This is a genomic window from Lysinibacillus sp. BPa_S21 (assembly GCF_023337795.1).
Lineage (GTDB): Bacteria > Bacillota > Bacilli > Bacillales_A > Planococcaceae > Lysinibacillus.
Genome location: NZ_JALIRS010000001.1, coordinates 57,941 through 79,228, shown reverse-complemented (window position 1 = coordinate 79,228; position 21,288 = coordinate 57,941). Strand labels below are relative to the sequence as shown.

The 21,288-nt window shown below is 37.2% G+C and carries 23 protein-coding genes; 3 read left to right on the top strand and 20 right to left on the bottom strand.

Annotated elements, in window-relative coordinates:
* Nucleotides 1-2: 2 nt before the first annotated feature.
* Genes MOK21_RS00380 through MOK21_RS00370 form a run of 3 tightly spaced genes read right to left on the bottom strand, consistent with a single transcriptional unit; the run spans nucleotide 3 to nucleotide 3,588 of the window.
* Nucleotides 3-656 (bottom strand): hypothetical protein, encoded by a 654-nt coding sequence (locus tag MOK21_RS00380; protein WP_249071736.1) that lies wholly within the window; start codon nucleotides 654-656, stop codon nucleotides 3-5.
* Nucleotides 653-1,522, bottom strand: a complete 870-nt coding sequence (locus tag MOK21_RS00375; protein WP_249071734.1) for an ATP-binding cassette domain-containing protein — start codon at nucleotides 1,520-1,522, stop codon at nucleotides 653-655. The genes MOK21_RS00380 and MOK21_RS00375 overlap by 4 nt, the downstream gene beginning before the upstream one ends.
* Nucleotides 1,519-3,588: a hypothetical protein gene (locus MOK21_RS00370; protein WP_249071732.1), complete on the bottom strand. Its 2,070-nt coding sequence runs from the start codon at nucleotides 3,586-3,588 to the stop codon at nucleotides 1,519-1,521. The genes MOK21_RS00375 and MOK21_RS00370 overlap by 4 nt, the downstream gene beginning before the upstream one ends.
* A 143-nt stretch (nucleotides 3,589-3,731) precedes the next feature.
* Between MOK21_RS00370 and MOK21_RS00365 the strand changes: the two genes are divergently transcribed.
* Complete coding sequence (locus MOK21_RS00365) at nucleotides 3,732-4,109, top strand: hypothetical protein (protein ID WP_249071730.1); 378 nt, start codon at nucleotides 3,732-3,734, stop codon at nucleotides 4,107-4,109.
* Nucleotides 4,110-4,310: 201 nt separating this feature from the next.
* Here the strand turns inward: MOK21_RS00365 and MOK21_RS00360 are convergent, their stop codons facing one another.
* The 3 genes from MOK21_RS00360 to MOK21_RS00350 all read right to left on the bottom strand — a co-directional run bounded on the left by MOK21_RS00360 (nucleotide 4,311) and on the right by MOK21_RS00350 (nucleotide 6,970).
* Entirely contained in the window at nucleotides 4,311-4,748 is a 438-nt protein-coding gene (locus tag MOK21_RS00360) for a CcdC protein domain-containing protein (protein ID WP_249071726.1), read from the bottom strand.
* 364 nt (nucleotides 4,749-5,112) lie between these two features.
* Nucleotides 5,113-6,120, bottom strand: a complete 1,008-nt coding sequence (locus tag MOK21_RS00355; RefSeq protein ID WP_249071724.1) for a serine hydrolase domain-containing protein — start codon at nucleotides 6,118-6,120, stop codon at nucleotides 5,113-5,115.
* Between the two features lie 25 nt (nucleotides 6,121-6,145).
* A complete protein-coding gene (locus MOK21_RS00350) occupies nucleotides 6,146-6,970 on the bottom strand; it encodes a MerR family transcriptional regulator (protein WP_249071723.1) in 825 nt (274 codons plus the stop codon).
* 159 nt (nucleotides 6,971-7,129) lie between these two features.
* On the opposite strand from MOK21_RS00350, the gene MOK21_RS00345 reads away from it, so the two are divergent.
* On the top strand, nucleotides 7,130-7,726 hold the full coding sequence (locus MOK21_RS00345; protein ID WP_249071721.1) for a TetR/AcrR family transcriptional regulator: 597 nt from the start codon (nucleotides 7,130-7,132) through the stop codon (nucleotides 7,724-7,726).
* A gap of 63 nt (nucleotides 7,727-7,789) precedes the next feature.
* Nucleotides 7,790-8,932 carry an MFS transporter gene (locus MOK21_RS00340; protein WP_249071719.1) on the top strand — a complete coding sequence of 381 codons (1,143 nt, stop codon included), beginning with the start codon at nucleotides 7,790-7,792 and terminating at the stop codon, nucleotides 8,930-8,932.
* Between the two features lie 586 nt (nucleotides 8,933-9,518).
* On the opposite strand, the gene mdh is transcribed toward MOK21_RS00340, so the two are convergent.
* The 14 genes from mdh to eutH all read right to left on the bottom strand — a co-directional run bounded on the left by mdh (nucleotide 9,519) and on the right by eutH (nucleotide 21,257).
* A complete protein-coding gene (mdh, locus tag MOK21_RS00335) occupies nucleotides 9,519-10,463 on the bottom strand; it encodes a malate dehydrogenase (RefSeq protein WP_249071716.1) in 945 nt (314 codons plus the stop codon).
* Nucleotides 10,460-10,825 (bottom strand): BMC domain-containing protein, encoded by a 366-nt coding sequence (locus MOK21_RS00330; RefSeq protein WP_249071714.1) that lies wholly within the window; start codon nucleotides 10,823-10,825, stop codon nucleotides 10,460-10,462. The genes mdh and MOK21_RS00330 overlap by 4 nt, the downstream gene beginning before the upstream one ends.
* On the bottom strand, nucleotides 10,818-11,102 hold the full coding sequence (locus tag MOK21_RS00325; protein ID WP_132359031.1) for a EutN/CcmL family microcompartment protein: 285 nt from the start codon (nucleotides 11,100-11,102) through the stop codon (nucleotides 10,818-10,820). Before MOK21_RS00325 ends, MOK21_RS00330 begins: the two co-directional genes overlap by 8 nt.
* A gap of 37 nt (nucleotides 11,103-11,139) precedes the next feature.
* Nucleotides 11,140-12,006: a phosphate propanoyltransferase gene (locus MOK21_RS00320; RefSeq protein WP_249071713.1), complete on the bottom strand. Its 867-nt coding sequence runs from the start codon at nucleotides 12,004-12,006 to the stop codon at nucleotides 11,140-11,142.
* Between the two features lie 12 nt (nucleotides 12,007-12,018).
* Entirely contained in the window at nucleotides 12,019-12,609 is a 591-nt protein-coding gene (locus MOK21_RS00315) for a phosphate propanoyltransferase (RefSeq protein WP_249071711.1), read from the bottom strand.
* 225 nt (nucleotides 12,610-12,834) lie between these two features.
* Nucleotides 12,835-13,113 carry a BMC domain-containing protein gene (locus tag MOK21_RS00310; protein WP_053482447.1) on the bottom strand — a complete coding sequence of 93 codons (279 nt, stop codon included), beginning with the start codon at nucleotides 13,111-13,113 and terminating at the stop codon, nucleotides 12,835-12,837.
* 16 nt (nucleotides 13,114-13,129) lie between these two features.
* On the bottom strand, nucleotides 13,130-14,620 hold the full coding sequence (locus MOK21_RS00305) for an aldehyde dehydrogenase family protein (protein ID WP_249071710.1): 1,491 nt from the start codon (nucleotides 14,618-14,620) through the stop codon (nucleotides 13,130-13,132).
* A gap of 14 nt (nucleotides 14,621-14,634) precedes the next feature.
* Nucleotides 14,635-15,285 carry an ethanolamine utilization microcompartment protein EutL gene (gene eutL / locus MOK21_RS00300; protein WP_249071709.1) on the bottom strand — a complete coding sequence of 217 codons (651 nt, stop codon included), beginning with the start codon at nucleotides 15,283-15,285 and terminating at the stop codon, nucleotides 14,635-14,637.
* 11 nt (nucleotides 15,286-15,296) lie between these two features.
* On the bottom strand, nucleotides 15,297-16,319 hold the full coding sequence (gene eutC / locus MOK21_RS00295) for an ethanolamine ammonia-lyase subunit EutC (RefSeq protein WP_249071707.1): 1,023 nt from the start codon (nucleotides 16,317-16,319) through the stop codon (nucleotides 15,297-15,299).
* Between the two features lie 9 nt (nucleotides 16,320-16,328).
* Complete coding sequence (locus MOK21_RS00290) at nucleotides 16,329-17,699, bottom strand: ethanolamine ammonia-lyase subunit EutB (protein WP_249071705.1); 1,371 nt, start codon at nucleotides 17,697-17,699, stop codon at nucleotides 16,329-16,331.
* Between the two features lie 5 nt (nucleotides 17,700-17,704).
* On the bottom strand, nucleotides 17,705-19,129 hold the full coding sequence (locus MOK21_RS00285; protein WP_249071704.1) for an ethanolamine ammonia-lyase reactivating factor EutA: 1,425 nt from the start codon (nucleotides 19,127-19,129) through the stop codon (nucleotides 17,705-17,707).
* A gap of 19 nt (nucleotides 19,130-19,148) precedes the next feature.
* Nucleotides 19,149-19,646 (bottom strand): EutP/PduV family microcompartment system protein, encoded by a 498-nt coding sequence (locus tag MOK21_RS00280; protein WP_249071701.1) that lies wholly within the window; start codon nucleotides 19,644-19,646, stop codon nucleotides 19,149-19,151.
* 10 nt (nucleotides 19,647-19,656) lie between these two features.
* Nucleotides 19,657-19,998, bottom strand: a complete 342-nt coding sequence (gene eutS, locus MOK21_RS00275) for an ethanolamine utilization microcompartment protein EutS (protein ID WP_249071697.1) — start codon at nucleotides 19,996-19,998, stop codon at nucleotides 19,657-19,659.
* Nucleotides 19,995-21,257 (bottom strand): ethanolamine utilization protein EutH, encoded by a 1,263-nt coding sequence (gene eutH, locus MOK21_RS00270; protein WP_249071694.1) that lies wholly within the window; start codon nucleotides 21,255-21,257, stop codon nucleotides 19,995-19,997. The genes eutS and eutH overlap by 4 nt, the downstream gene beginning before the upstream one ends.
* Nucleotides 21,258-21,288: the final 31 nt, after the last annotated feature.

Sequence of the window (21,288 nt, the reverse complement as noted above, 5' to 3'; positions counted from 1 at the left end):
CTTCAGGAATTTATATTCCGCATTCTAAACTTCAAAAGTAAATGTCCTAGGACAAAAAATAAGAATCCTATTATTATATTAGACCATAATATTGCAAACACTTCCCCATCTATTTGAGTAAGTGGACTAAATGTTAAAACAAAAGGTCGGCCACCTGAAAAGAAAGAAATGGATAGGAAAACTACGATAGCTAGTATTGGAACCATAATATTTTTAAATAACATCATTAATACAAACGCGAGACCAGCATATACAAATCCCTGTGAAGCAAACCTGAACAATAGAAAAGGGATATTCAATGGTATTTCAGAGATTATATTTAGTACATAAAGTTGGATAGCAAGCAATAGTAAAAAAAATAAAAAAAATACTGCTGAACGGAAAATACCAAAGTATTTGGTTGAAATAGGAAGTGAAATTAAAAGCTCTTCATTATTATCCTCGAATGTATCATAATACAAATAACTAACCCACCACGCTGCAAACGGACAGACTAAATATTCAAAAGCTAATGCAGCGTTATATTCCCATCCCTCTTCATGAATAGTGGTGCCAACATAGATAGAAGTAATAAGAGTAGTAAAGATAGGAATAAAAAAGGACAGGCCCATATTGTGTATTTCGAAGCGAATGTTAAGTTTGTTCAAATCGCTCATTGAATATCACCATGGTTCATGTTGTATACATAAAAGTCTTCTAAAGTAGGACTCACAGATGTACCCTGAAACAAATTAGAATTATTTGAGGGTACATACCGTACTTTATACTCGCTTCCAAGTTCTTTAATTGAAATGATTTCATTTGAAAGTGTATTCAATTGTTCAGAGGATAAAAAGACCTCTTTAACTTTTCCATCAATAGAAGCTAACAAATCATTTAATTCCCCTGTCACAACAACCTTCCCCTCTTTTAAAATACATATGTGATCACAGGTATTTTCAATATCTTCTACTATATGGGAGGAAATAAGAACAATTCGGTCTTTACCTAGTTTTCTTAAAAGCTGTCTAAATCGGACACGTTCTTCAATATCGAGTCCTACAGTAGGCTCATCAACAATTAATAAGTTAGGATTGCCTAATAAAGCTTGAGCAATCCCTAGTCTTCTTAACATACCTCCAGATAATTGCTTTACTTTTTTATCTTTTTGAAGCATTAGATTGGTTTCTTCTAAAACCTGTGTAATTTCGTTCGTGAGCTCACTTTTACTAATCCCTTTTAATTTCGCAATATATTCTAAAACACGATAAACAGAGGCATTCTTAAAAAAACTAAATGTTTGCGGAAGATATCCAACATTAGATTTCACAGCATTACTATCTTTCCAATTCAACTGATTATCAGCGTAAATTTCGCCATTTGTTGGTTGTATAATCGAGCAAAGTATTCGAATCAATGTCGTTTTGCCTGCACCATTTGGCCCAAGAAGACCGAATGAGCCTTTTATATCGAAATTAATATCGTTCAAGACCAACTCTTTGTTAAAACGTTTCTGTATATTCTTTACATGAATTATCTTCAATTTAAATCCTCTACCTTTTCTAATAAGTTTTTTAAGCTTTCCCAAGGGTTATTCGAGTGTAGTAGTTTAGCCCATTCTTTATAAAATGAACTGCTTAAATCCTTTGATACTGTACTATTTTTAAAACCATTTAATTGGCTAACCAGGTCATCTATTGGATGTTTATCAGATTGTAATTGACCAGATTCCAACAATTGCTGAAATTCAGATGAAGGGATATTAATTTGTTCCAGTAGGATATCTGTTAAAAATGCTCGATATAAAATGGCAAACTGATAATCTGTAATTTCTCCAAGAGAAGCGTTATTAATGAAAAAGCTGTTGATTATATTAACGAGAAAATTATTTTTATAAGTTGTAAAATATTCTTCAGGATACTCTACTGTTACGTGCGTGCCTAAAATTAAATGATCTTGACTATACCAAGTGCCTTGAAATTCATTTCTATCAACTGTGTTTAGATTAGGCAGAAAGAATATTTTTTTAGGAAAAGAAACTTCTGTTGGTAATAATCGAGAACTGTTAATAATACTTGTTAATTTTTGTACATCAGCTTCTAAGGTAGGGAAATCATCCACTATATCCTTCCATGTAAAAGGAATTACCCATTGCGTATCATTTTTTGTATAAACGTCTAAAAGTCCAGATGCTAAAGTTATACCACTAAAACTTTTTCCAGCCCATTCGTCTTTTTCTGTTTTTGGTAAATTACTATATACTTCTTTCCCTCGATGCTTAAAGACTAAGTTATATGCTACATTTTGCGTAAGCTGGTGATTGACACGTTGTAATAAATTAGATTCGTTTAAGACTATAAAAGAAGGTTTATCATAGATACTCGGTAACCAATTAAAATAACTTGGTAAATACACAGCCTGCTCATTGGCAAAGTAAAAATTAGTTTTTAAACCTTCATATTTTAATGAAATATTTAGCACTTCATTTCGTTCAATAGCTCCATTTAAAATGATTTTTAATCGATCTCCGTTTTGATTGAAATTCACCTGCTTTTTATCTATGAGTACGTCTTTAACTTTTAATTCATGAAATAGACTGAAAATGAGTTCATTAGTAGCTGTTTGTCCTTCATAAATAAGTGAATACCAAACTTCAGCAGATAAATTCTTTTTAGTATCTAGCGATATATTCATTTCATTGATTTTATAGGGCTGCTGTTCCCAACTGTGCGTAATATCGTAATTTTTATAATAATTATGTAGCTCAGCATCATTATCTAAAAGAATTTGCCCTCCATTTAAATTAGAAACAAGGCAGGAGATAGTGAATATCAATACTAAACAAAAAGTTATAATGATATATTTATTTTTCTGTAAGAAACCATGCATTACGTTATATATAAATAATAATAGTATAGGAATGCATATAAATAGTAATTGTTTTGCCAGTTGGTCATGCGAAATGGATAAGCCATATAGTGGATGAAAAGCCATTGTTGGATTTGGCTCACCAACATTCAAAAACTTATCCCATGCAAAAAACGAATTGTTGCTTCTTCTTAAGAACATAAAATTAAGTGGTGTCATCAATACATAAATAAGTAATATGAGCGGAAATACAAATTTTCCTCTTATCCAGGTTGCTACCATAAAACCACTTAAATAACAGACTAAAAAGGCTAGTCCATAGTATAAGGAAATATACAGAAATACATCAACGATGAATGATGGATTAATATATATATATTTCCACATAACCAATAAATAAAAGCTAAATGTGCAAATCACAATAATAAAGATGGAAATAATCCCTACAAGTAGTGACCCCATCTGGTGGGTAATATATCCACTTTTAATTGAACTAAATAAATGTTTAAGATCGTATTTATCGCTTAAGCGTACGTTATAAACGCCTAATAGTAGATAGGCAATTGCTCCTATTTGGACTACAGTACTAGATGATGTTAAGGCATTGCCTGGGCTTCCTTCTAACGAATAAATATAGAAACCTAGAGACGCATAGATGAGAAGTCCAATATATGCAATTGGAATGAAATAACTTAGATATAATTGCCTTAACAGAAATTTAAAGGAATATAAAATATTCATAATTTATCCACCTTCACTATTTATATTATTAAAATATAATTTATGTAACATTTATTGTCAAATTTATAAAATAATACCCAAAAAGGAAATACTTGCATAATAATAAACTATATGGTGATTTATTACACAGGAGGTGAGTTATTATGTTAAAAAAAGTAGGAAAAGTTGTATGTTCCTTAGCTATTATTGGTTTCATAGGAACAAATATTGCACAAGCAGCTGGTAGTTCTATAGCCCAAATCTCTTCAAAAAATATTAATCCTGTTGGTTCTACGGTTTCAGTTAATGGGAAACTAGTGACAGCAGCTCAAAATTATAGTGGTTCTGCAAGTTTTAAAGCTATGTCTAAAAAAGAATCGTGGGGATTTGATTCTGTTATTGCATCTTCTTCAATGAGTCCAGGAGATGAATTTTATACTACTAATAATAATCAAAAAGGTGATTATTACGCTGCAGCACAATATACGAGCGGTGGTGCTGCATATTTAAGCGGATATGTATCTGCCGGGCAAAGTAAATAGTAAAATACTTATGGAAAGAGGCTAGGACAAAACTAGCTGATATCCAAAAAGAGAAATCGATGTCACTCGATTTCTCTTTTTTCTAAGATTTATTGGGTTATTTCATTTTCTCTCTTCTCTCTGTTAATGACCTTGTATAAACATAAAAAGAGTAGATTATAAAAACTCTTCGCATTTGATTATTAAAGGAATTTTTTATTTTCATCCCATAAGCTGTTTGTATCTCAAGTAGATAATATAGCGACGAGAACAAATACTACCAAGTGGTATAAACATAAGAGCATTTGTTAATGAAATCAATGCATGCTCTCTACTCCAATAACCTACCAGTACCCTTACAAGAAGAATCCCGAAAAATAAAATAATACCGGCAATTGAGCTTTGTGTAGTTACGATTCCTCTAGTATGATTCATACGAATTTTTTCTAATTTTCCTTTCCATACTCCTATACCCAATCCAACCATTAAACAACTGATATACATCATAATACTTAAGGGCGTTAATTTAATACTTGAAATAGTAGAAACCATTACACCCATTAACAAAACTGGTATAACCCACATTCGAGCTGGTCTAACTTGTTTCTCTCTTAACATTATAAGTACAATGACAATAAAGACGCCCAAGTAGCTAACCATTTTTTCCCTCACTTTATTTTAAAAATATATTTAACCTCAAACTGAAGATGTAGTGAGAACGACCTCCAGGAAGGAGCCATTTAATACGTTTCTTCTTAAAGAAAACTTCATCAAAAAATGCAATAGACTATTTATTATAGCCTATTGTCTTAACTGATGGGATCAAAATTTTATCTTGGGCTACGGGGTTCATATGATTGGTAAATATATTTAACATTACTTTTGATTCATCAACAAAGTTTGGGATTTCAAACATAAATTGATTAGGAGCGAAATGTTGGGGATAGTTACTGATGCAACTTGAAGAGCGTACATCAACTGAGTTGGTAAGAAAATTAATATTTTATCCCTCTATTTAAAATTATTAATTATTTATTACCGCTGAGATGATATACTCTTTTATTAACGGCCATCTATCTCGTGGATTCATTATAAATTCTGAACTAATCGCCACAACCATATTCATTTTCGGTATACAACAAATCATATTGCCTCCATCCCCTATTGCTGAATATGTAAAAAGTCCATCTTCTTGTCGTAGCCACCATAAATAACCGTAATTGTGATGGTTCATCTCCGTTGATTCTCGAATCCATGCGTCTGAGAGAACCCTAGTTTGATCCCAAACGCCATTGTTTACATAGAGGTAGCCAAATCGCGCCATATCACGAGTAGTTAATGTTAGTCCCCAGCCACCTGTCGAATGACCGTTTGGATCATGAACCCACCCCTTGACATTTTTCCCGAATAAATCATCAAATCCATAGTCGTTCATTTGATAGTCGGGAATTTCTTTCATACCAAGCGGTGTAAACAAATGTTCATTGGCAAACGCACGTGCACTCTTGCCTGTACTTCGGGTAAGAATAGCTGACAATACATGTGCTCCAGCTGTAGAATATTTAAAAGCACCTAAATCCCCATTCTCCCCCATTAAATCTAATGTGTATTTTATCCAATCCTGCTGTTGACATAGCTTTTCTAGTGGCTCCTGCCAATCCTCAAATGGATAGGGTACTGTCATCGTAAGAAGATGTCGTATAGTAATCTGTTGTTTCTGCTGATCGGCAGATGTATACTCTGGGAAAAAATCTAATACCCTCTGTTCAACACTTTTAATATATCCTTTATCAATAGCTATGCCTATAAGTGCAGAAAGTACACTTTTTGTGACAGATGCCACATGGTGACAATGATTAGGACCTTTGCCATTAAAATATTTTTCATATGCTAAATGACCATCTTTAATGATAATCATGCCATTTATATTGTTATAATCATTTTTTATTGTCTGCTCTAGCTTCGAAAGCTTTTCATTATTTATATATATGTTTTCAGGCTTTACCGATTGCCAATTGATTGTTGTTTCCATAAAGAACCTCCTAATTTTCGTTTTATCATTTTTTCTTTACAGGAAAATATACCTCAGTAATATAATCCTCGGGAGCGGTGGCGTGATGTGGATCTGTTATGTATATTTCATATGGTGGCGATATCAGTTCATAACCCTCGTTTTCAATCCACTTCATCAAATTAGCATAGACTGAAGTCAATTCCGGATAAGATCTTTTTAAAACGGATTTAGCACAGAGGCTACCTGGCAAATCTCTCGTTCCTTTGACAGGCTCAGCTACCTGAATAGCGAATTCCGTATCATTGCCCGCAGGATTAAATTCAGGGCTATGGTAAATCGTCATTGGCTGACCAAGTAAAGTGAGCTTCTCTTTCGCAATCTTTTCATATAACTCGCTAAAATAACGACCATATCCCGATGCATAATCATCACTGCTCATTATCAATCGCTTATAAAGGATATTCATTGGCTTTGTTTCTACTAGTTGCACTTCGAAACCGTCTAGATACGACATGATAGGTACCCCCTTTTCTAGGTTTGAAATATCATGACTTAGTTGTTTTACAAGATATTCAAAAGCCTTTAGTTGCTCTTGAATTTCATTTTTCTTCTGGTTTAACGCTGAACAAAGCATTGCTTCGGATTGATCCTCTTCTAATGCCAGCATCATTTTAATTTCTTCAAGAGAAAAATGATAGGATTTTAGACGGTTAATATAGAGCATCTTTTTTAGTTGCTCGATAGAATAATAGCGATAACCGCTTTCAGCATTAATCTCATCTGGGTTAATTAATCCAATTTCATCATAATATCGAAGTGTTTTTGTCGAGACACCACATATTTTTGAGAATTCTCCTATTGATAGCACAAAACCACCTACTCATTTATTTGTTACTTGCTACAATTCATTTATACACCTTCCCCTTAGGACAAAGTCAATCAAGATCCATGCTGTTTTCTTAAATACTTTATTGACCGCTTAGTACAAAAAAGATATTCTAGTAATGTAAATGAGAGGAGGATTAATGTGAATAAACGAGGCAGACCCCGAGAGTTTGATTATTCCTCGATTGTAGATGTCGCCATGAAAACTTTTTGGATAAGAGGGTATGAGGGATGTTCTACACAGGATTTATGCAATGATACTGGACTTGGGAAAGGCAGCTTATACAATACTTTTGGTAGTAAACATGAACTGTATCAACAAGTATTAGAACGCTATCATGAATTTGGAATTAAGGCACAGCAGGAATTGTTATATGCTCCAATTGCATTGAAAGAACGATTAAGTAATTTTTTAGAATGGGCATTGAATGAAGACTTTGGGAATATTGATCAAAAAGGTTGTTTATTAATCAACGCAAGTGTGGAAAGAGCTAGGAATGACGAAATGGTTCAAGAAATTTTTTCAAGGCATGTCGAGCTTCTTAAACAAGCTATTGAAAAAGTCATGGAGGAAGGATTGCAATCTGGAGAAATTTCAAAAAAGCAAACAGCTGAGGAATTAGCAAGTCTATTTTTAAGCAGTTATTATGGGTTTCGTGTTCTTAATGTTTCGATGCAAAATCGAATGCTATCCGAACAGATTATGAAAGGAACATTAGCATCTATTTTCGGCGCTTAGTGCGCTCTTTTTTAGCATCATTTTTGTACCGAACGTTACAATAATTAATTTAGGAGTGTTTTTATGCCATCAATTATTTATTTACTAGCTTTAGCGATATTTTGTATGACTACATCAGAATTTATGGTTGCAGGTATGATGAACGAACTTGCTCTTGCATTTCAGGTTTCTGTATCTTCAATTGGGTATCTAATTACAGCTTATGCAGGTGCAATGGTAATAGGAGGACCTATTTTAACTGCAACTCTTCTACGAATACGCAGCAAACAAGCTTTATTATTTTTAATGTTTGTATTTTTAATTGGCCAATCGCTCGGAGCTATTGCTTGGAACTATGATAGCATGATGGTTTCCCGTATTATTACTGGTATTGCTTCATCTTCGGCATTTGGTGTTGCTATTTCCTTTTCTGCAACATTGGTTCCTCCTAATTCAAGGGGAAAAGCTGCATCTATTGTACTTGCAGGTTTAATGATTGCAACTGTCATCGGCTTACCTATAACAACGATTATCTCGCAAAACTTTGGTTGGCGTATTAGTTTTTGGTTTGTTTCTATTCTCGTACTAGTTTCCGGGATTATGATTCAATTTTTACTACCCTCGTCGCCAAACAAAAAGCTATTAAACTGGAAAGACGAACTTATGCACTTTAAAAACATTCATCTTTGGGCAGCGTACATAACAAGTATGTTTATTATAGGTGGTACGTTTGCAGCATTTAGTTATTTCACGCCCATCTTTACAACTATCACAGGCTTTTCAAGCGCAAGTATTCCCTATTTACTTGCTCTCTATGGTAGTGCAACAGTCATTGGGAATATAGTGATTGGCAAGTTTGCTGATAAATATACAATGGAAACACTGTTGAGTGGATTGATTATATTAATCGTAGCATTATCTTTATTTGCTGTAGGCGCTGAACATAAATACATTGCAGTTATTACTACTATTTTTACTGGCTTGACTGGTGTAGCAATGAATCCAGCTATGGTGGCGAGAGTGATGAAAACAGCTAATAATGGCACGATGATTAATACCATTCATAGTTCTTTTATTACGCTTGGTATTGTGATTGGTTCTTCACTAGGCGGTCTAGGTATTAGTAAGGGATATGGCTATTTGTCGCCACTGTGGATTGGCGTTTGTTTAGCTGCTTTAGGGTTACTTTCATTATTCCCTTATTTACATAAAAGGAAGGGAAATTAATATTTAAATATATACTTAATAAGTTGGGGTGAGGTATATATTAGGGAGCTTCTCTCTCAAACATTTCGACTGCTGCAACTCCCTTTATAATGCTCTATTCGTCTCTTCTTTTTCTATGGATAAAATGCGTAGCTTCTTGTCTGAATACCCCACTCCATCTTAAATAGGGTCCATTGCATTTTGAATTTGAAATTAAAGAAGCAGTCGTGTGATTAGGAAAATATAGGTATTATCATTGACTGATAAAAGGATTTTTTCTTGATATTTTGCTAATATAATACCCATTTTAACTGATTGTAACGTAGGACTGCTCGACTCCCGCAGGAAAGCGAGTAGCCTGTAGCATAAATCAAAGCCTACAAATAAATTGGAATGGATAAAAACTGTTAATCAACACACCTGCTAAAGAAGCCCTCCTAATCGTTTTCACGATCAAAGAGAGCTTCTATTCTATATTAATACGGGGAGTTTTAACTAGCTTTCAATAATAATGTTCGGTTTCCAATCAAACATTTTTAAGAGAGAAAAGTTATAACAACAAATATATAGTTGGGGATCCTATATATCTTACTGTTGTAAAGCGTCTTTAAACATTTTGACAAATTGTTAATACTTGTTTGACGGCTTCTGCCGATTGACGGAGCGCCGTTTTTTCTTCATTTGTCAGGTGTAATTCAATGACTGATTCAATGCCATTGCCGCCTAAGATTGTCGGTACACCTAAAAATAAATCATGGTAACCGTACTCTCCTTCTAATAGGGCGATAGAAGGGATTATTTTACGTTGATCTTTCATGATAATTTCGACCATCTGTGCACATGCAGCAGCTGGTGCATAATAAGCACTACCGTTGCCTAACAACCCAACAATTTCTCCGCCACCTTTACGTGTACGTTCTACGATTTGCTGTAGTCTGTCTGAGGGAATTAGTTTTTCTAATGGGATACCTCCAGCATAGGAATATCGAATTAAAGGGACCATTTCGTCGCCATGTCCACCTAAGACGAATCCTGAAACATCCTCTGGTGCAATTTGCAGCTCTTGTGCTACAAATGTATTAAAACGCGCTGTATCTAGCACACCTGATTGGCCAATGATACGATTTTTCGGAAAACCTGTTTCCTTATGGCAAACATAGGTCATGGCATCCACAGGATTACTTAACACAAGAACAATACTGTTTGGTGCATAGTGTTTTATTTGTCTAGACACTTGTTGAATAATTTTGGCATTCGTCATCACTAAATCATCCCGACTCATGCCTGGTTTACGAGGAATACCAGCTGTAATAATAACAATACTTGCTCCTGCTATATCCTCATAATTACTCGTTCCTTTAATAGCAACATTAAACTTTTCGATTGGTCCTGTTTGTAATAAATCCAGTGCCTTTCCTTTTGTCGGATTCTCCGCTTCTGGAATATCTAACAGCACAACATCTCCTAGCTCTTTTTGTGCCAAGAATAAGCTTAATGTGGCACCTGTATGACCAGCTCCGATCACAGCAATTTTACTTTTTCGAAATGTCATTTTGTCTCACCCCGATTTTCAGTAGTTGCTGTTTCCGTCGTTGTTTTTTTAGCACGTGTTGCTGCTGGTGCCGGCTTTTTCTTCGGTGCTTCCGGTCCTTTAATCATCTGAAAAACATCTTCATCAGGTCTCGGAATTACGTGAGCCCCTAATAGTTCTCCAACGCGCATTGCAGCGGCTTTTCCAGCTTCTACTGCTGCCTGGACAGAACCAACATCACCTTTTACGACGACAGTCACAATCCCACCATCAACGAACTCTTGCTTGACGATTGTTACATCTGATGACTTAATCATCGCATCAGCCGCTTCGTAAGAGCCTACCAATCCTTTAGTTTCAATCATTCCAATTGCGCTACCCATTTTCCTCACCTCGCATCACTTCAGTAGAATCTATAATACCTATAACGACAGCATCGATAGGCAACGGATTTTCTTTCATAATATATCGGGATGATCCACCACTTGTAATGAGCACATCATCGCCGATCCCTGCCCCGATACGATCTGCTGCTACAATTTCTGTACGAATCGGCTGTTGATTGGAATCGATTGGTTGAATAATTAATAATTTCAAGCCATTCAACCCTTCTTCTTTACGTGTTGCCCATACACTACCAATAACTCTTCCCATCTGCATGAACTTCACCTTCTCTATCCTGAATAGACTTTTCTAATTACTTAGAGCGGATTGTTAACGTCTTATTCAACTCTCGTATTTTGTCATAAGCCAATGCTGTCACAATTGTTTTTTTAGGAACAACAATTTCCTGTGCCTCTATTTCAAGCACTTCTACTTGCGAAAGTAATTTCTTATCAAATTGATGGCTTACTGGTTTTTCAGTCTGACTTACGACTGTCGGAAGTTCTTTAACATTCATTTGTTCCTTAGCTTGGGCATTGACAATTTCCCCAAATGCACCTTGTTGGATTAAACCGGCATTTGCTTCATCTGTATCGATATGCATTTCCAATCGATAACGCTCAGAAACACGAATCATTACATTCGATAAAATAATCGGTCTCATACCTTCTACTTTAATTTGTACCGCTTGTCCATCCACTACTTGAAATCGCGCACTATCCGCCGGTGACATATGAATATGTGCTTGAGCAATAATGAGTCCCTCTAGTAGCACAACACTGCCCTTTGGACCAATAAGTGTGACCGGGCTAGAGCCCTTTATATCTCCAGAAATTCTTAAAGGTGGCTTAAGCCCTAATTTCATTGCGTCTGTCCAGCTTACTTCTACTTGAGATAATGAACGAGCAGGGCCTAAAATGCGTACCCGCTCAATAGAACCCCTTGGACCAGCAATAACAACGGTTTCCTCAGCAGCAAACTGACCTGGCTGTAAAAGTTCAAATTTAGGTGTTAATTGATAGTTCTCACCAAAAAGCTGTTCTACTTCCGATTGAGCAAGATGAACATGTCGTGCTGATACGCCAATAGGGATTTTTCCATCATGTTGAGGGGAAGGCTGATTTTTTAAAACTTGCTGTAATACTTCTTCGACAATTTTTTGGATTACATTTTCCTGCATCCAACCTCCTCCTTATATTAATGGTCTGATAATTCTTCCTTTGGCTTGCTGTTCAATAAAGCCCGCATTCGCTTCATCTGTATCAATATGCATTTCTAAACTAAAATCGTTCGACACGCGAACTACAACCCCACGAAATGTAACAGGGCGCTCACTATCAACCTCAACAGATACTAAATCATTATTTTGAACGTCCAATGCAATTGCATCTTCTTCCGTCATATGAATATGTGCTTGTGCAATAATGACTCCCTGCTTGATGTTTATTTCTTTTTCTTGATTGATTAATTTGATGCCGGCTGAACTTTCGATATCACCCGATTGCCTCAAAGGAGGGGTTAATCCTAATTTCATTGCATCTGTTCGACTAATTTCCACCTGTGTTGCCGCTCTTACAGGACCTAATACACGTACATTGTGAAGAACACCTTTTGGCCCCTCAATGGAGACACGCTCTTTGGCTGCAAACTGTCCTGGCTGTGATAGATCGAAATCCTTCGTTAGCGTTGCATTTGGACCAAAAAGTGCTTGTAAATCCTCTTCACTGACATGTATATGACGAGCTGAAATTGCTACAGGAAATGTTTTTATCGCTGTCTTCAAGTTTAGCCACCTCTATTTCTTTTAGTTGTTATAGGAAATGAAAGCAGGATGAAGCGCAATGTGTAGCATCCTGCCCTTTATTTTATGATGTTCTATCCGTCGATTCGTACTCTATCCGTCATTTGGCGATTCTTTCCGTCGTTTCGATGGTTCTATCCGTCGCTTGGGCGATTCTTTCCGTCGCTTCAGGGGGTTCTTCCGTCGCCTTTATTGCTTAAATTAAAATTAAGCCTCTGCTTTCGGTAAGATTAATTCTAATTCATGGTGTGGGCGTGGGATTACATGAACAGATAGAAGCTCTCCAACACGTTGGGCCGCTGCTGCACCTGCATCAGTAGCTGCTTTAACCGCTCCTACATCACCACGCACTAATACAGTGACAATACCGCCCCCAACATGTACTTTTCCTACTAAATTAACGCTAGCAGCCTTCACCATTGCATCTGCTGCTTCAATTGCTCCTACTAATCCTTTTGTTTCTACCATTCCTAATGCTGTACTCATTTGTCATTCCTCCAAATTATTTATTTTGTAATGTTATTTGTTTTAATACTTGGTCAACAATTTGTTGAACCACTGCTGTATCTAAAGATGGATCTTGGGTCTTAATCGTCTCTACTACTGGTTTTGCTAAGAAATCTGGTTTTGGCACTTCTACATCTTTAATGCCATGAGCCATACGTTTAATATTCAATAAATGTCTTGCTGTAATGTTATCGGACGTAATATTGCCACCAAACGTACCACATCCTAATGTGAAGGATGGTGCTAATCCAGTAGTGCCTCCAACAGCGCCAATTGATGATAATGTATTAACTACAATTCTAGACACTGGTAATTCCACTGAAAATTGCTCTGCTAAAGCTGTGTTTTCTGTATGAATCGAGCATGTATGTCCTCTTCCACCGATGTTTAGCAAATCAATCATTACCTGTTTTGCCTCCGTACTATCCTCGACTGTGTATAAGGCAAAGAGCGGTGACAGTTTTTCAAGTGAAAATGGAATGTTCTTGCCAATCATCGTTTCTAGTCCAACAAGTACTTTTGTATCTTCTGGCACGGTAATACCGATAGAATCTGCTAGACAAGCTGCTGATTTACCTACAATTTGAGGATTTACTTTCCCTGGGACAGGAGAAATTAACTTCTCCATCTTCACCTTCTCTTCATCACTCAAAATATAGGCATTGTTTTTCTTAAGCTCTGTTAAAACATGCTCGGCAATGACTTTATCTACAATAATTGATTGCTCTGTTGCACAAATTGTCCCATTATCAAAAGATTTACTTTGTACAAGCTGGCGAACTGATTTAGAGATGTTCGCTGATCTTTCAATGTAAGCTGGAACATTTCCTGGTCCTACACCATAAGCAGGCTTACCTGAACTATAGGCTGCTTTGACTAGCGCACCACCACCAGTCGCTAAAATTAAGTGAACAGCTGGATGCTTCATTAATTGCTGCGTAGCTTCCATAGAAGACATTGTTAAACAATGTAGTAATCCTTCTGGTGCACCCGCCTTTTCTGCAGCTACTCTACAAATCTCTAAAGCTTCCTTTGTACATTCAACCGCATATGGGTGTGGGCTTAGAACGAGACCATTTCTAGTTTTCAATGAGATAAGTGTTTTAAAGATTGCTGTTGATGTTGGATTTGTCGTTGGTACAATGCCCGCGATGACTCCAAACGGACTAGCAATCTCAGTCACTTTCTTCACCCGATCGAAACCAACGACACCAACCGTCTTCAAATCTTTAATATCTTCATAGACATCTCTAGAGGCGACCTCATTTTTTATTTTTTTATGATTTGGGATGCCCATCCCAGTTTCTTGAAAGGCCATATTTGCCAAGCGTTCAGCCTCTTTAAATGCTGCATCCGCAACAGCTTTGACGATCGTATCTACTTGCTGCTGTGAATACTGCATGTAAGTAGCCTGTGCAGTATTGGCACATGTCACGGCATCTCTCATTTCTTGAATTGCTAATAAATCTTTATCTAGTGTGGTCATACAGCCCCTCCTTTCTAAACAACTGGATTTCTCGCTAAATTCTCAATAGCATCTCTAAAAGCATTAGCGGCAGCTTGGCAGGATGATTGGCTCCCACTTACTAAACCGCCACCGAAATTGGTTTCAGATGGTGGACCAAAGAAAACCTTTAGCTCTACATCTGCCGCCTTCAATGCAGCATCTAAACCAACAACAGCCTCAAGCGGCGGTGCTATTAAATAAGCAAGAGCTGTTCCAACCTTAACGTTTGCTAGCGCCGCCAGATACGTACCACAGCTTGCTACAGTATGTGCAAAAAGAGCGTGGTTTTCATTTTGAAGAATGGCTTCAAAATACGTATCAAACTGGATTTTCTGCTGAATCGCATCGAAACCACTACGAATTTCATCAGGCGAGCTACCAGCTATGATGCCAATGACCTCGCCAGATAATGGCCCAGATGCGTGTGCTGCTCCAGCATAAAAGCTTTTTGCATAGACAACGTCAACATCTGCTTTTTTCGTAGCTTCATCTAGCGCTACATAGCCAACATCATCGATTGTTAGCGTTACGAGTCCGATGCTATTGTGATTTGGCTTTAAATCCAATTGCTCCGCTAATTCACTATTCACTCTTGGAATGATTTGCATAGCTAAAATTTCCGCCATAATTTTTTGAGGATTCATTGTTTGGCCCCCTAACCTTCTTTTGCCACAAGACCTACTCCACTTGCCTTGTAATGCAATATTTTTTCAACGACTGTTCCTAAGTAAGCACCTGCCTCTAATGGCGGAATACCACCCTTATGAATGTTCGAAACGACCATTCGATCAGCTTCTACTGTGCCAATTCTAGGTTGATAGCATATATAAGCACTCATCGACTCAGCAGATACAAGTCCAGGACGCTCACCAATTAAATAAACAATCACTTCTGCTTGTAAAAGCTCTCCTATTTCATCCATAAGCGCAACTCGCCCTTTATCAATATAGAAAGTAGTTCCTATTTCAATATTTAAATTACTAAGGCTTTGCTGTAACGACAAATAAACATCTTGCACATTTTCTTCAATCGCACTTGCACTTAATCCGTTAGAAATAATGATCTGTACCTTTGGATTTTTTTTGCACTTCGATTGAATCAATGCCTTTGATTCATCTGACAAACGACGACCTAAATCTGGTCTAGTAATGTATTCTTCTTTATCTATCACTCTTGTTGTTACCTGAAAGACATCAAGTTTTTGTAGTAGCCCTTCTGTCACTTCTCCGTATACTGCATCTACTGCTGCTGCATGATCGAGGCGGAACTTTAGCCAAGTTTTTGTTTTAGGCCTTGTCCCAGCTCTCCCAACACCTATTCTTGCTGGTGTATGCTTTTTTGCAGCTTGAACACTTTCAGACACTGTATCCGCCTCAAATTTAAAGGCTGTGATTGGTGCTAAAGTGTCATCATTATTTGCGCTGTTCAATGATTGTTCATGATTACCGGATCCCGTTTGATAAAGTTTAATTAATGGTTCATTTGATTGTTCTGTTGTACCCGGACTTGCTACTTCATCAGCATTATTAGCATTAGCTAGCGTATTTTGAAGCTTTAAAAGTGGTTTCTTTTGGTCTTCTGTTGGCACAGCCGTATCAGGAGAAGGTTCCTCCAGTGCATTATTCCCCATCTTTTCCATTACGAGTTGTGTAATCATCGATACTAGTTGTTCATTCAATAGACTCACCTACCTTTCAAATATTGATAAATCGCCAGCTCTTGCAGATAGATAACCATTTTCATAAATGCCCATTTTTTCTAACCATGCTAGAAATGCAGGTGCTGGTTTTTTACCAAACGTTTGAAGTAATGTAGCGACATCATGGAAGCTCATGGATTGATAGTTCAGCATAATATCATCGCCCATCGGTGCAGCTATAATAAAGTTGACACCAGCAGCTGTTAATAAAACACTTAAATCTTCAATATCATTTTGGTCTGCCTTAATATGGTTCGTGTAACAAATATCAACGCCCATTGGGATGCCGTGCATTTTGCCCATAAAGTGATCTTCTAGTCCTGCCCGTATAACCTGTTTGTTATTGTATAAATACTCCGGTCCAATAAAGCCAACAACCGTGTTCACAATATACGGATTAAAATGTCTAGCAAAGCCGTAATTTCGCGATTCAAGTGTTACTTGGTCAATCCCCATATGTGCCTCAGCAGATAGCTCTGAACCTTGCCCAGTTTCAAAGTAAAATAAATTCGGGCCAGTTCCTGTTCCTTGCTTTTTCACAAGCTCCTCTGCTTCCCTTATTAGGTCAGCAGAAATACCAAACGAGCGATTCGCACTTTCCGTTCCGGCAATACTTTGGAAAATCATATCGGCTGGAGCACCTTGTTTAATAGCCTTCATCTGTGTTGTAATATGTGCTAACACACAGTTTTGCGTAGGTATCGACCAATCATTGATAAACTCCTTTGTGGCTTGCAATACTTTCTTCACACTTTCAACTGAGTCATCGACTGGATTAATCCCAATAACCGCATCGCCAATACCATAGGACAATCCTTCTTTTAATGAAGCGATAATACCGTCAATATTGTCTGTTGGATGATTCGGCTGTAATCTTGAGGAAAGTGTGCCCTTTTGTCCGATCGTACTATTACAAGTTGACAGTATTTCCACTTTATTGGCAGCATGGACGAGATCTAAGTTGGACATCAGCTTTGTAACCGCAGCAATAATTTCTGAATTCATGCCTTTGCTTAATCGTTTTAATTCCCGATCGCCTGTTTCATTGGATAAAATGTATTCTCTTAGTTGCTCGATACTCCAGTTTTTAATTTCTCCATAAATTTGCTCATTGATATCTCCTTCAATAATGCGTGTTACTTCATCATTTTCAGGAGGAACTAATGGATGTTCTCTTATATCCTTTACTAATAACTCACTTAGAACAGCTTTTGCCGCAATTCGTTGCTGAACAGATTCAGCCGCAATTCCAGCTAGCTGATCCCCTGATTTTTCTTCATTGGCCTTGGCCATTACATCCTTTAATGAATTAAAATTATATTTCTCTCCACCAAATATCACCGATAGATTCACATTCATCCTCCTTACTTTGAGTGGAAAGCAAGTGTTTTTACAACGACCGGGACAACACCAGAAGGTAGTACTTCCCCAATGTCAATATAATCACCTGTTTCTACTTTGATTTGATCGATGCAAATGACGGGAACTGTTTGATTGAGTGCTTGTATCGTTTGCCCAATAACCTTTGCATAATCTGACTGAATGACTATGATAATTGGTATTTCCTTGGAGCTTCTCGTCGCTAAATGCTTCAAAATAGCCTCACATAATACATGGACGTCCTGAAAACTTAAATATGGTAACTGACTAAAATAGAGTGCAAACGGCCAGCGACTCTCCTGTATAGAAAATAGAGCATCGGCTCGTTCAATAGCTGTTTTCACCGCATAGTCGAATTCTTTGTTGTTCGTATCCATATGGCAATCAAAGACAGGTACATTTTTTAAAGGTAATACTTCTGCATCTACCTGAATCGTTGCACCACTAATCTCAGTTGTTTGCGTACCCGCACCAGTCACTGTTGCCCTAGCTGTTTCCTCTGGTTTTAGCCATAAAAAGGATTGTAGCTGTTCATGCTGCAAAAGACTTTTTGCTAATTTTTCTCCGATATCATCATACTGACGACTTGAACATTCATTTTCATAAATACAGGCAGCTACTCCACCGGAAAAAACAATTGCTTCAACAGGTTTATTCCAAGTTGGTAAATGTCCTAGCAATAATGGATGTTGTTCGTCTGTTAATTGTCCGCTTAGCGTCTTCGCTAAAATATCCGCCATCTCTTGGATTAGTCTTGCGACACGAACATCTTCTGCTGAATCGCCAACCTTCAATGGCTTTGACCATTTCTCCATCAGTTTCATAAGGGGTGGTGAAATCGATTGGACATTGCCATTCTGAAATTCTATAAGTCTTCCACCGACATGCAATGTACACGTCCCCATTACTTCTCCGAACTGCATTACTGCTATATTTGCCGTACCACCACCAATATCAATGTTCGCGATAATTTTGGCTGTATTTTTAGATTGTTGTAAGGTACCTGCGCCTTTTGCTGCAATAATACCTTCCAAATCCGGGCCAGCAGTAGCGACTAAAAAGTGTCCGGCTGCATCTGAAATCGCATGAACAACTTCGCTAGCATTTTCCTTTGTTGCAGATTCGCCCGTAATGATAATGGCACCTGTCGAAATGTCTGCTGGTGCAATTTGGGCCAATTGATATTGTTGAAAAATAAATTGCTCGATTTTTTCCATATCGATCATTTCTTTATTGATAAATGGTGTTTTAATAATCGGACTTTGATGTAGAACCGTTTTGTCAATAATTTCAATTCGCGGCACATGCGTTACACCTGCAACGTTTTTCAACAGAAAACTACTGACAACCATCTTTGTTGTACTTGTCCCAATATCAATGCCTGCACTATAAATTTTTTCTGTCTTCAACTTACTCCCCCTCTAGCCATTACTGGCAATACATGAGATAAGGACTATCACGATCCTTCACAAATTGACGAATTTCTTCGTCAGAATTGATCTGAATAAGTAGCGCAATAAATTCAATACCAAGCTTTTGCCACGAAGAAGTTTTCACAATTGGACCATGCGTCATGACATTTTGTATTAACGCTGTTGCTCTCTCTACATCTGCATGGGGTGCATCAATTTTTGTTATGACACCAATTTGTATTTTGGGAATTCCTAAGCTAAATTGCGGAGGAAAAACACTCTTTGATGACGTGGCATCCTGCAAATAAATCACATGTGTCACTTCAAGCGATGTTGCCATGATGTTTTTGTAATACATCGGATTTTCTATATATTCTCCAGGTGTATCAACAATCCAGTCATCATAAACGAGCGCCTGTGTTTTATTAGCTTGTCCATCTTTCCCCAATAACGCATTCATCAGTGTCGACTTACCTGCTTGCACACCGCCTATTATCATTACTCGATTTTTCATACGGCACATCCTATGATTTCGTTATTTTTGATGGTGTATAGCCTAGCATCTCTGATAGAAAACGATTGATCTCTAACATCGCCATTTCAACCTCAGAAACACTACCAACAATAACAAGACTGCCAGTAAAGCGATCTAAAAACCCTAGTTTTACATTGGCTGACTTTGTTGCTAAATCTCCTGCAATAATTACTGTCTCACTCGGTGTACATGTCATGATGCCCAGTGCACCCGCTTCTTGAATGCCCAACTTTTGAAACATGTCTGGATCAGGATTTGCTATTAGATGGCTCAATGTTAGTTGCTTACCTGGCACAAATTCCTGAATAAACCGTTTCTTTTCTTCACTCACACCCCATCACCTCTTTCAAGATTTTTATCTGTTAGGTATTCACCTTCTTTAATAATCCCTGCCTTACGATCCTCTTGTTCAAGCCTTAAAGCAGTTGGAACAGATAGCTTATAGGCTAAGATAATTGCGATAACACCCGCCAAAAATTTACCAGTAATTACTGGTAAAATGATGGTCGGTTGGAAGTTAGCCGTAAACGATAAATGATCCCCTAAAAGGAATGCTGAACAAACTCCAAAGGAAATGTTAATGACCTTATCTTTCGGTGGCATGTGTCGAATAAGTGTAAACATGGCTAAAATGTTAGCAATTGTCGCTAAAATACCTGCGCTTCCTACTGATGAAAGGCCTAACTTTCCACCTGCTGCTTCTAAAGGTTTCGATGCATATTTTCTTATTAAGTACACCATTGGAAATGCACCCGCTAGCATAATACCGATGTACCCAGCAGTTTCAAGTGCCCGGAATTGATCGACTTTATCCGCCATGATCGGATCAAAGCCCCATGCACCAAAAACCTTTGTAAAAATACCTGTGAAAATTTCTACAATTGAGAACACTAGAACAAGCTTGATAGCCGCATCCATCACGCGTCCAAAAATCATGAAACCTTTGATCATGCCATTTGGAATTAGTTTTAGACCTAACGCAATTAACACGACGAAAATAAATAAAGGCAATAAATTAATTAATATTTGTAAAACAGAAATGGCAAAAACATATGTTGGTGCCGCTGTTGTACTAATTACTTCACGAACATCTGTATTGAATATCACAATCAAAATAGAAGATATAAATGCGCCAATCGGAATAGTTAAAACACCCGCCATAATACCTAAAGCCATATATTTATGATCTCGCTTATCTAACATGGCAAGACCCATTGGAATAGAGAACACAATTGTTGCGCCTGACATAAACCCTACCACCAGAGCCATAACCCATCCTTCATAAGACTCCTTTAACGCATTTGCTAATTGGTATCCTCCCATGTCCGAAGCTAAAATTGTTGTGGCTGCAATTGCTGGATCAGCACCAATCCATTCAAAAATCGGACTAATAAAATGACTTATAAACCATGTTAAGTAAGGTATAGCAGCCATGATCCCTGCAGCAGGTACAAAAATATGTCCAACCGTATGAATACCATTCATAAACTCTTTTCCGATTCCATATTCAGCATCTCGAATTGCTCCGATTGCCCCTAAAACTGCACAAATCATAATAATATAAACGATTATCGTTCCTATCATTGCCATCCTTCTCATCCCCCCTTTGATTTTTCTATTT

Coding starts and splice junctions, on each gene's coding strand:
- MOK21_RS00380 (WP_249071736.1), bottom strand. CDS start 656: ATGAGCGATTTGAACAAACTTAACATTCGCTTCGAAATACACAATATG.
- MOK21_RS00370 (WP_249071732.1), bottom strand. CDS start 3,588: ATGAATATTTTATATTCCTTTAAATTTCTGTTAAGGCAATTATATCTA.
- MOK21_RS00365 (WP_249071730.1), top strand. CDS start 3,732: ATGTTAAAAAAAGTAGGAAAAGTTGTATGTTCCTTAGCTATTATTGGT.
- MOK21_RS00360 (WP_249071726.1), bottom strand. CDS start 4,748: ATGGTTAGCTACTTGGGCGTCTTTATTGTCATTGTACTTATAATGTTA.
- MOK21_RS00355 (WP_249071724.1), bottom strand. CDS start 6,120: ATGGAAACAACAATCAATTGGCAATCGGTAAAGCCTGAAAACATATAT.
- MOK21_RS00340 (WP_249071719.1), top strand. CDS start 7,790: ATGCCATCAATTATTTATTTACTAGCTTTAGCGATATTTTGTATGACT.
- mdh (WP_249071716.1), bottom strand. CDS start 10,463: ATGACATTTCGAAAAAGTAAAATTGCTGTGATCGGAGCTGGTCATACA.
- MOK21_RS00330 (WP_249071714.1), bottom strand. CDS start 10,825: ATGGGTAGCGCAATTGGAATGATTGAAACTAAAGGATTGGTAGGCTCT.
- MOK21_RS00325 (WP_132359031.1), bottom strand. CDS start 11,102: ATGCAGATGGGAAGAGTTATTGGTAGTGTATGGGCAACACGTAAAGAA.
- MOK21_RS00320 (WP_249071713.1), bottom strand. CDS start 12,006: ATGCAGGAAAATGTAATCCAAAAAATTGTCGAAGAAGTATTACAGCAA.
- MOK21_RS00310 (WP_053482447.1), bottom strand. CDS start 13,113: ATGAGTACAGCATTAGGAATGGTAGAAACAAAAGGATTAGTAGGAGCA.
- MOK21_RS00305 (WP_249071710.1), bottom strand. CDS start 14,620: ATGACCACACTAGATAAAGATTTATTAGCAATTCAAGAAATGAGAGAT.
- eutL (WP_249071709.1), bottom strand. CDS start 15,285: ATGAATCCTCAAAAAATTATGGCGGAAATTTTAGCTATGCAAATCATT.
- MOK21_RS00290 (WP_249071705.1), bottom strand. CDS start 17,699: ATGAATGTGAATCTATCGGTGATATTTGGTGGAGAGAAATATAATTTT.
- MOK21_RS00280 (WP_249071701.1), bottom strand. CDS start 19,646: ATGAAAAATCGAGTAATGATAATAGGCGGTGTGCAAGCAGGTAAGTCG.
- eutH (WP_249071694.1), bottom strand. CDS start 21,257: ATGGCAATGATAGGAACGATAATCGTTTATATTATTATGATTTGTGCA.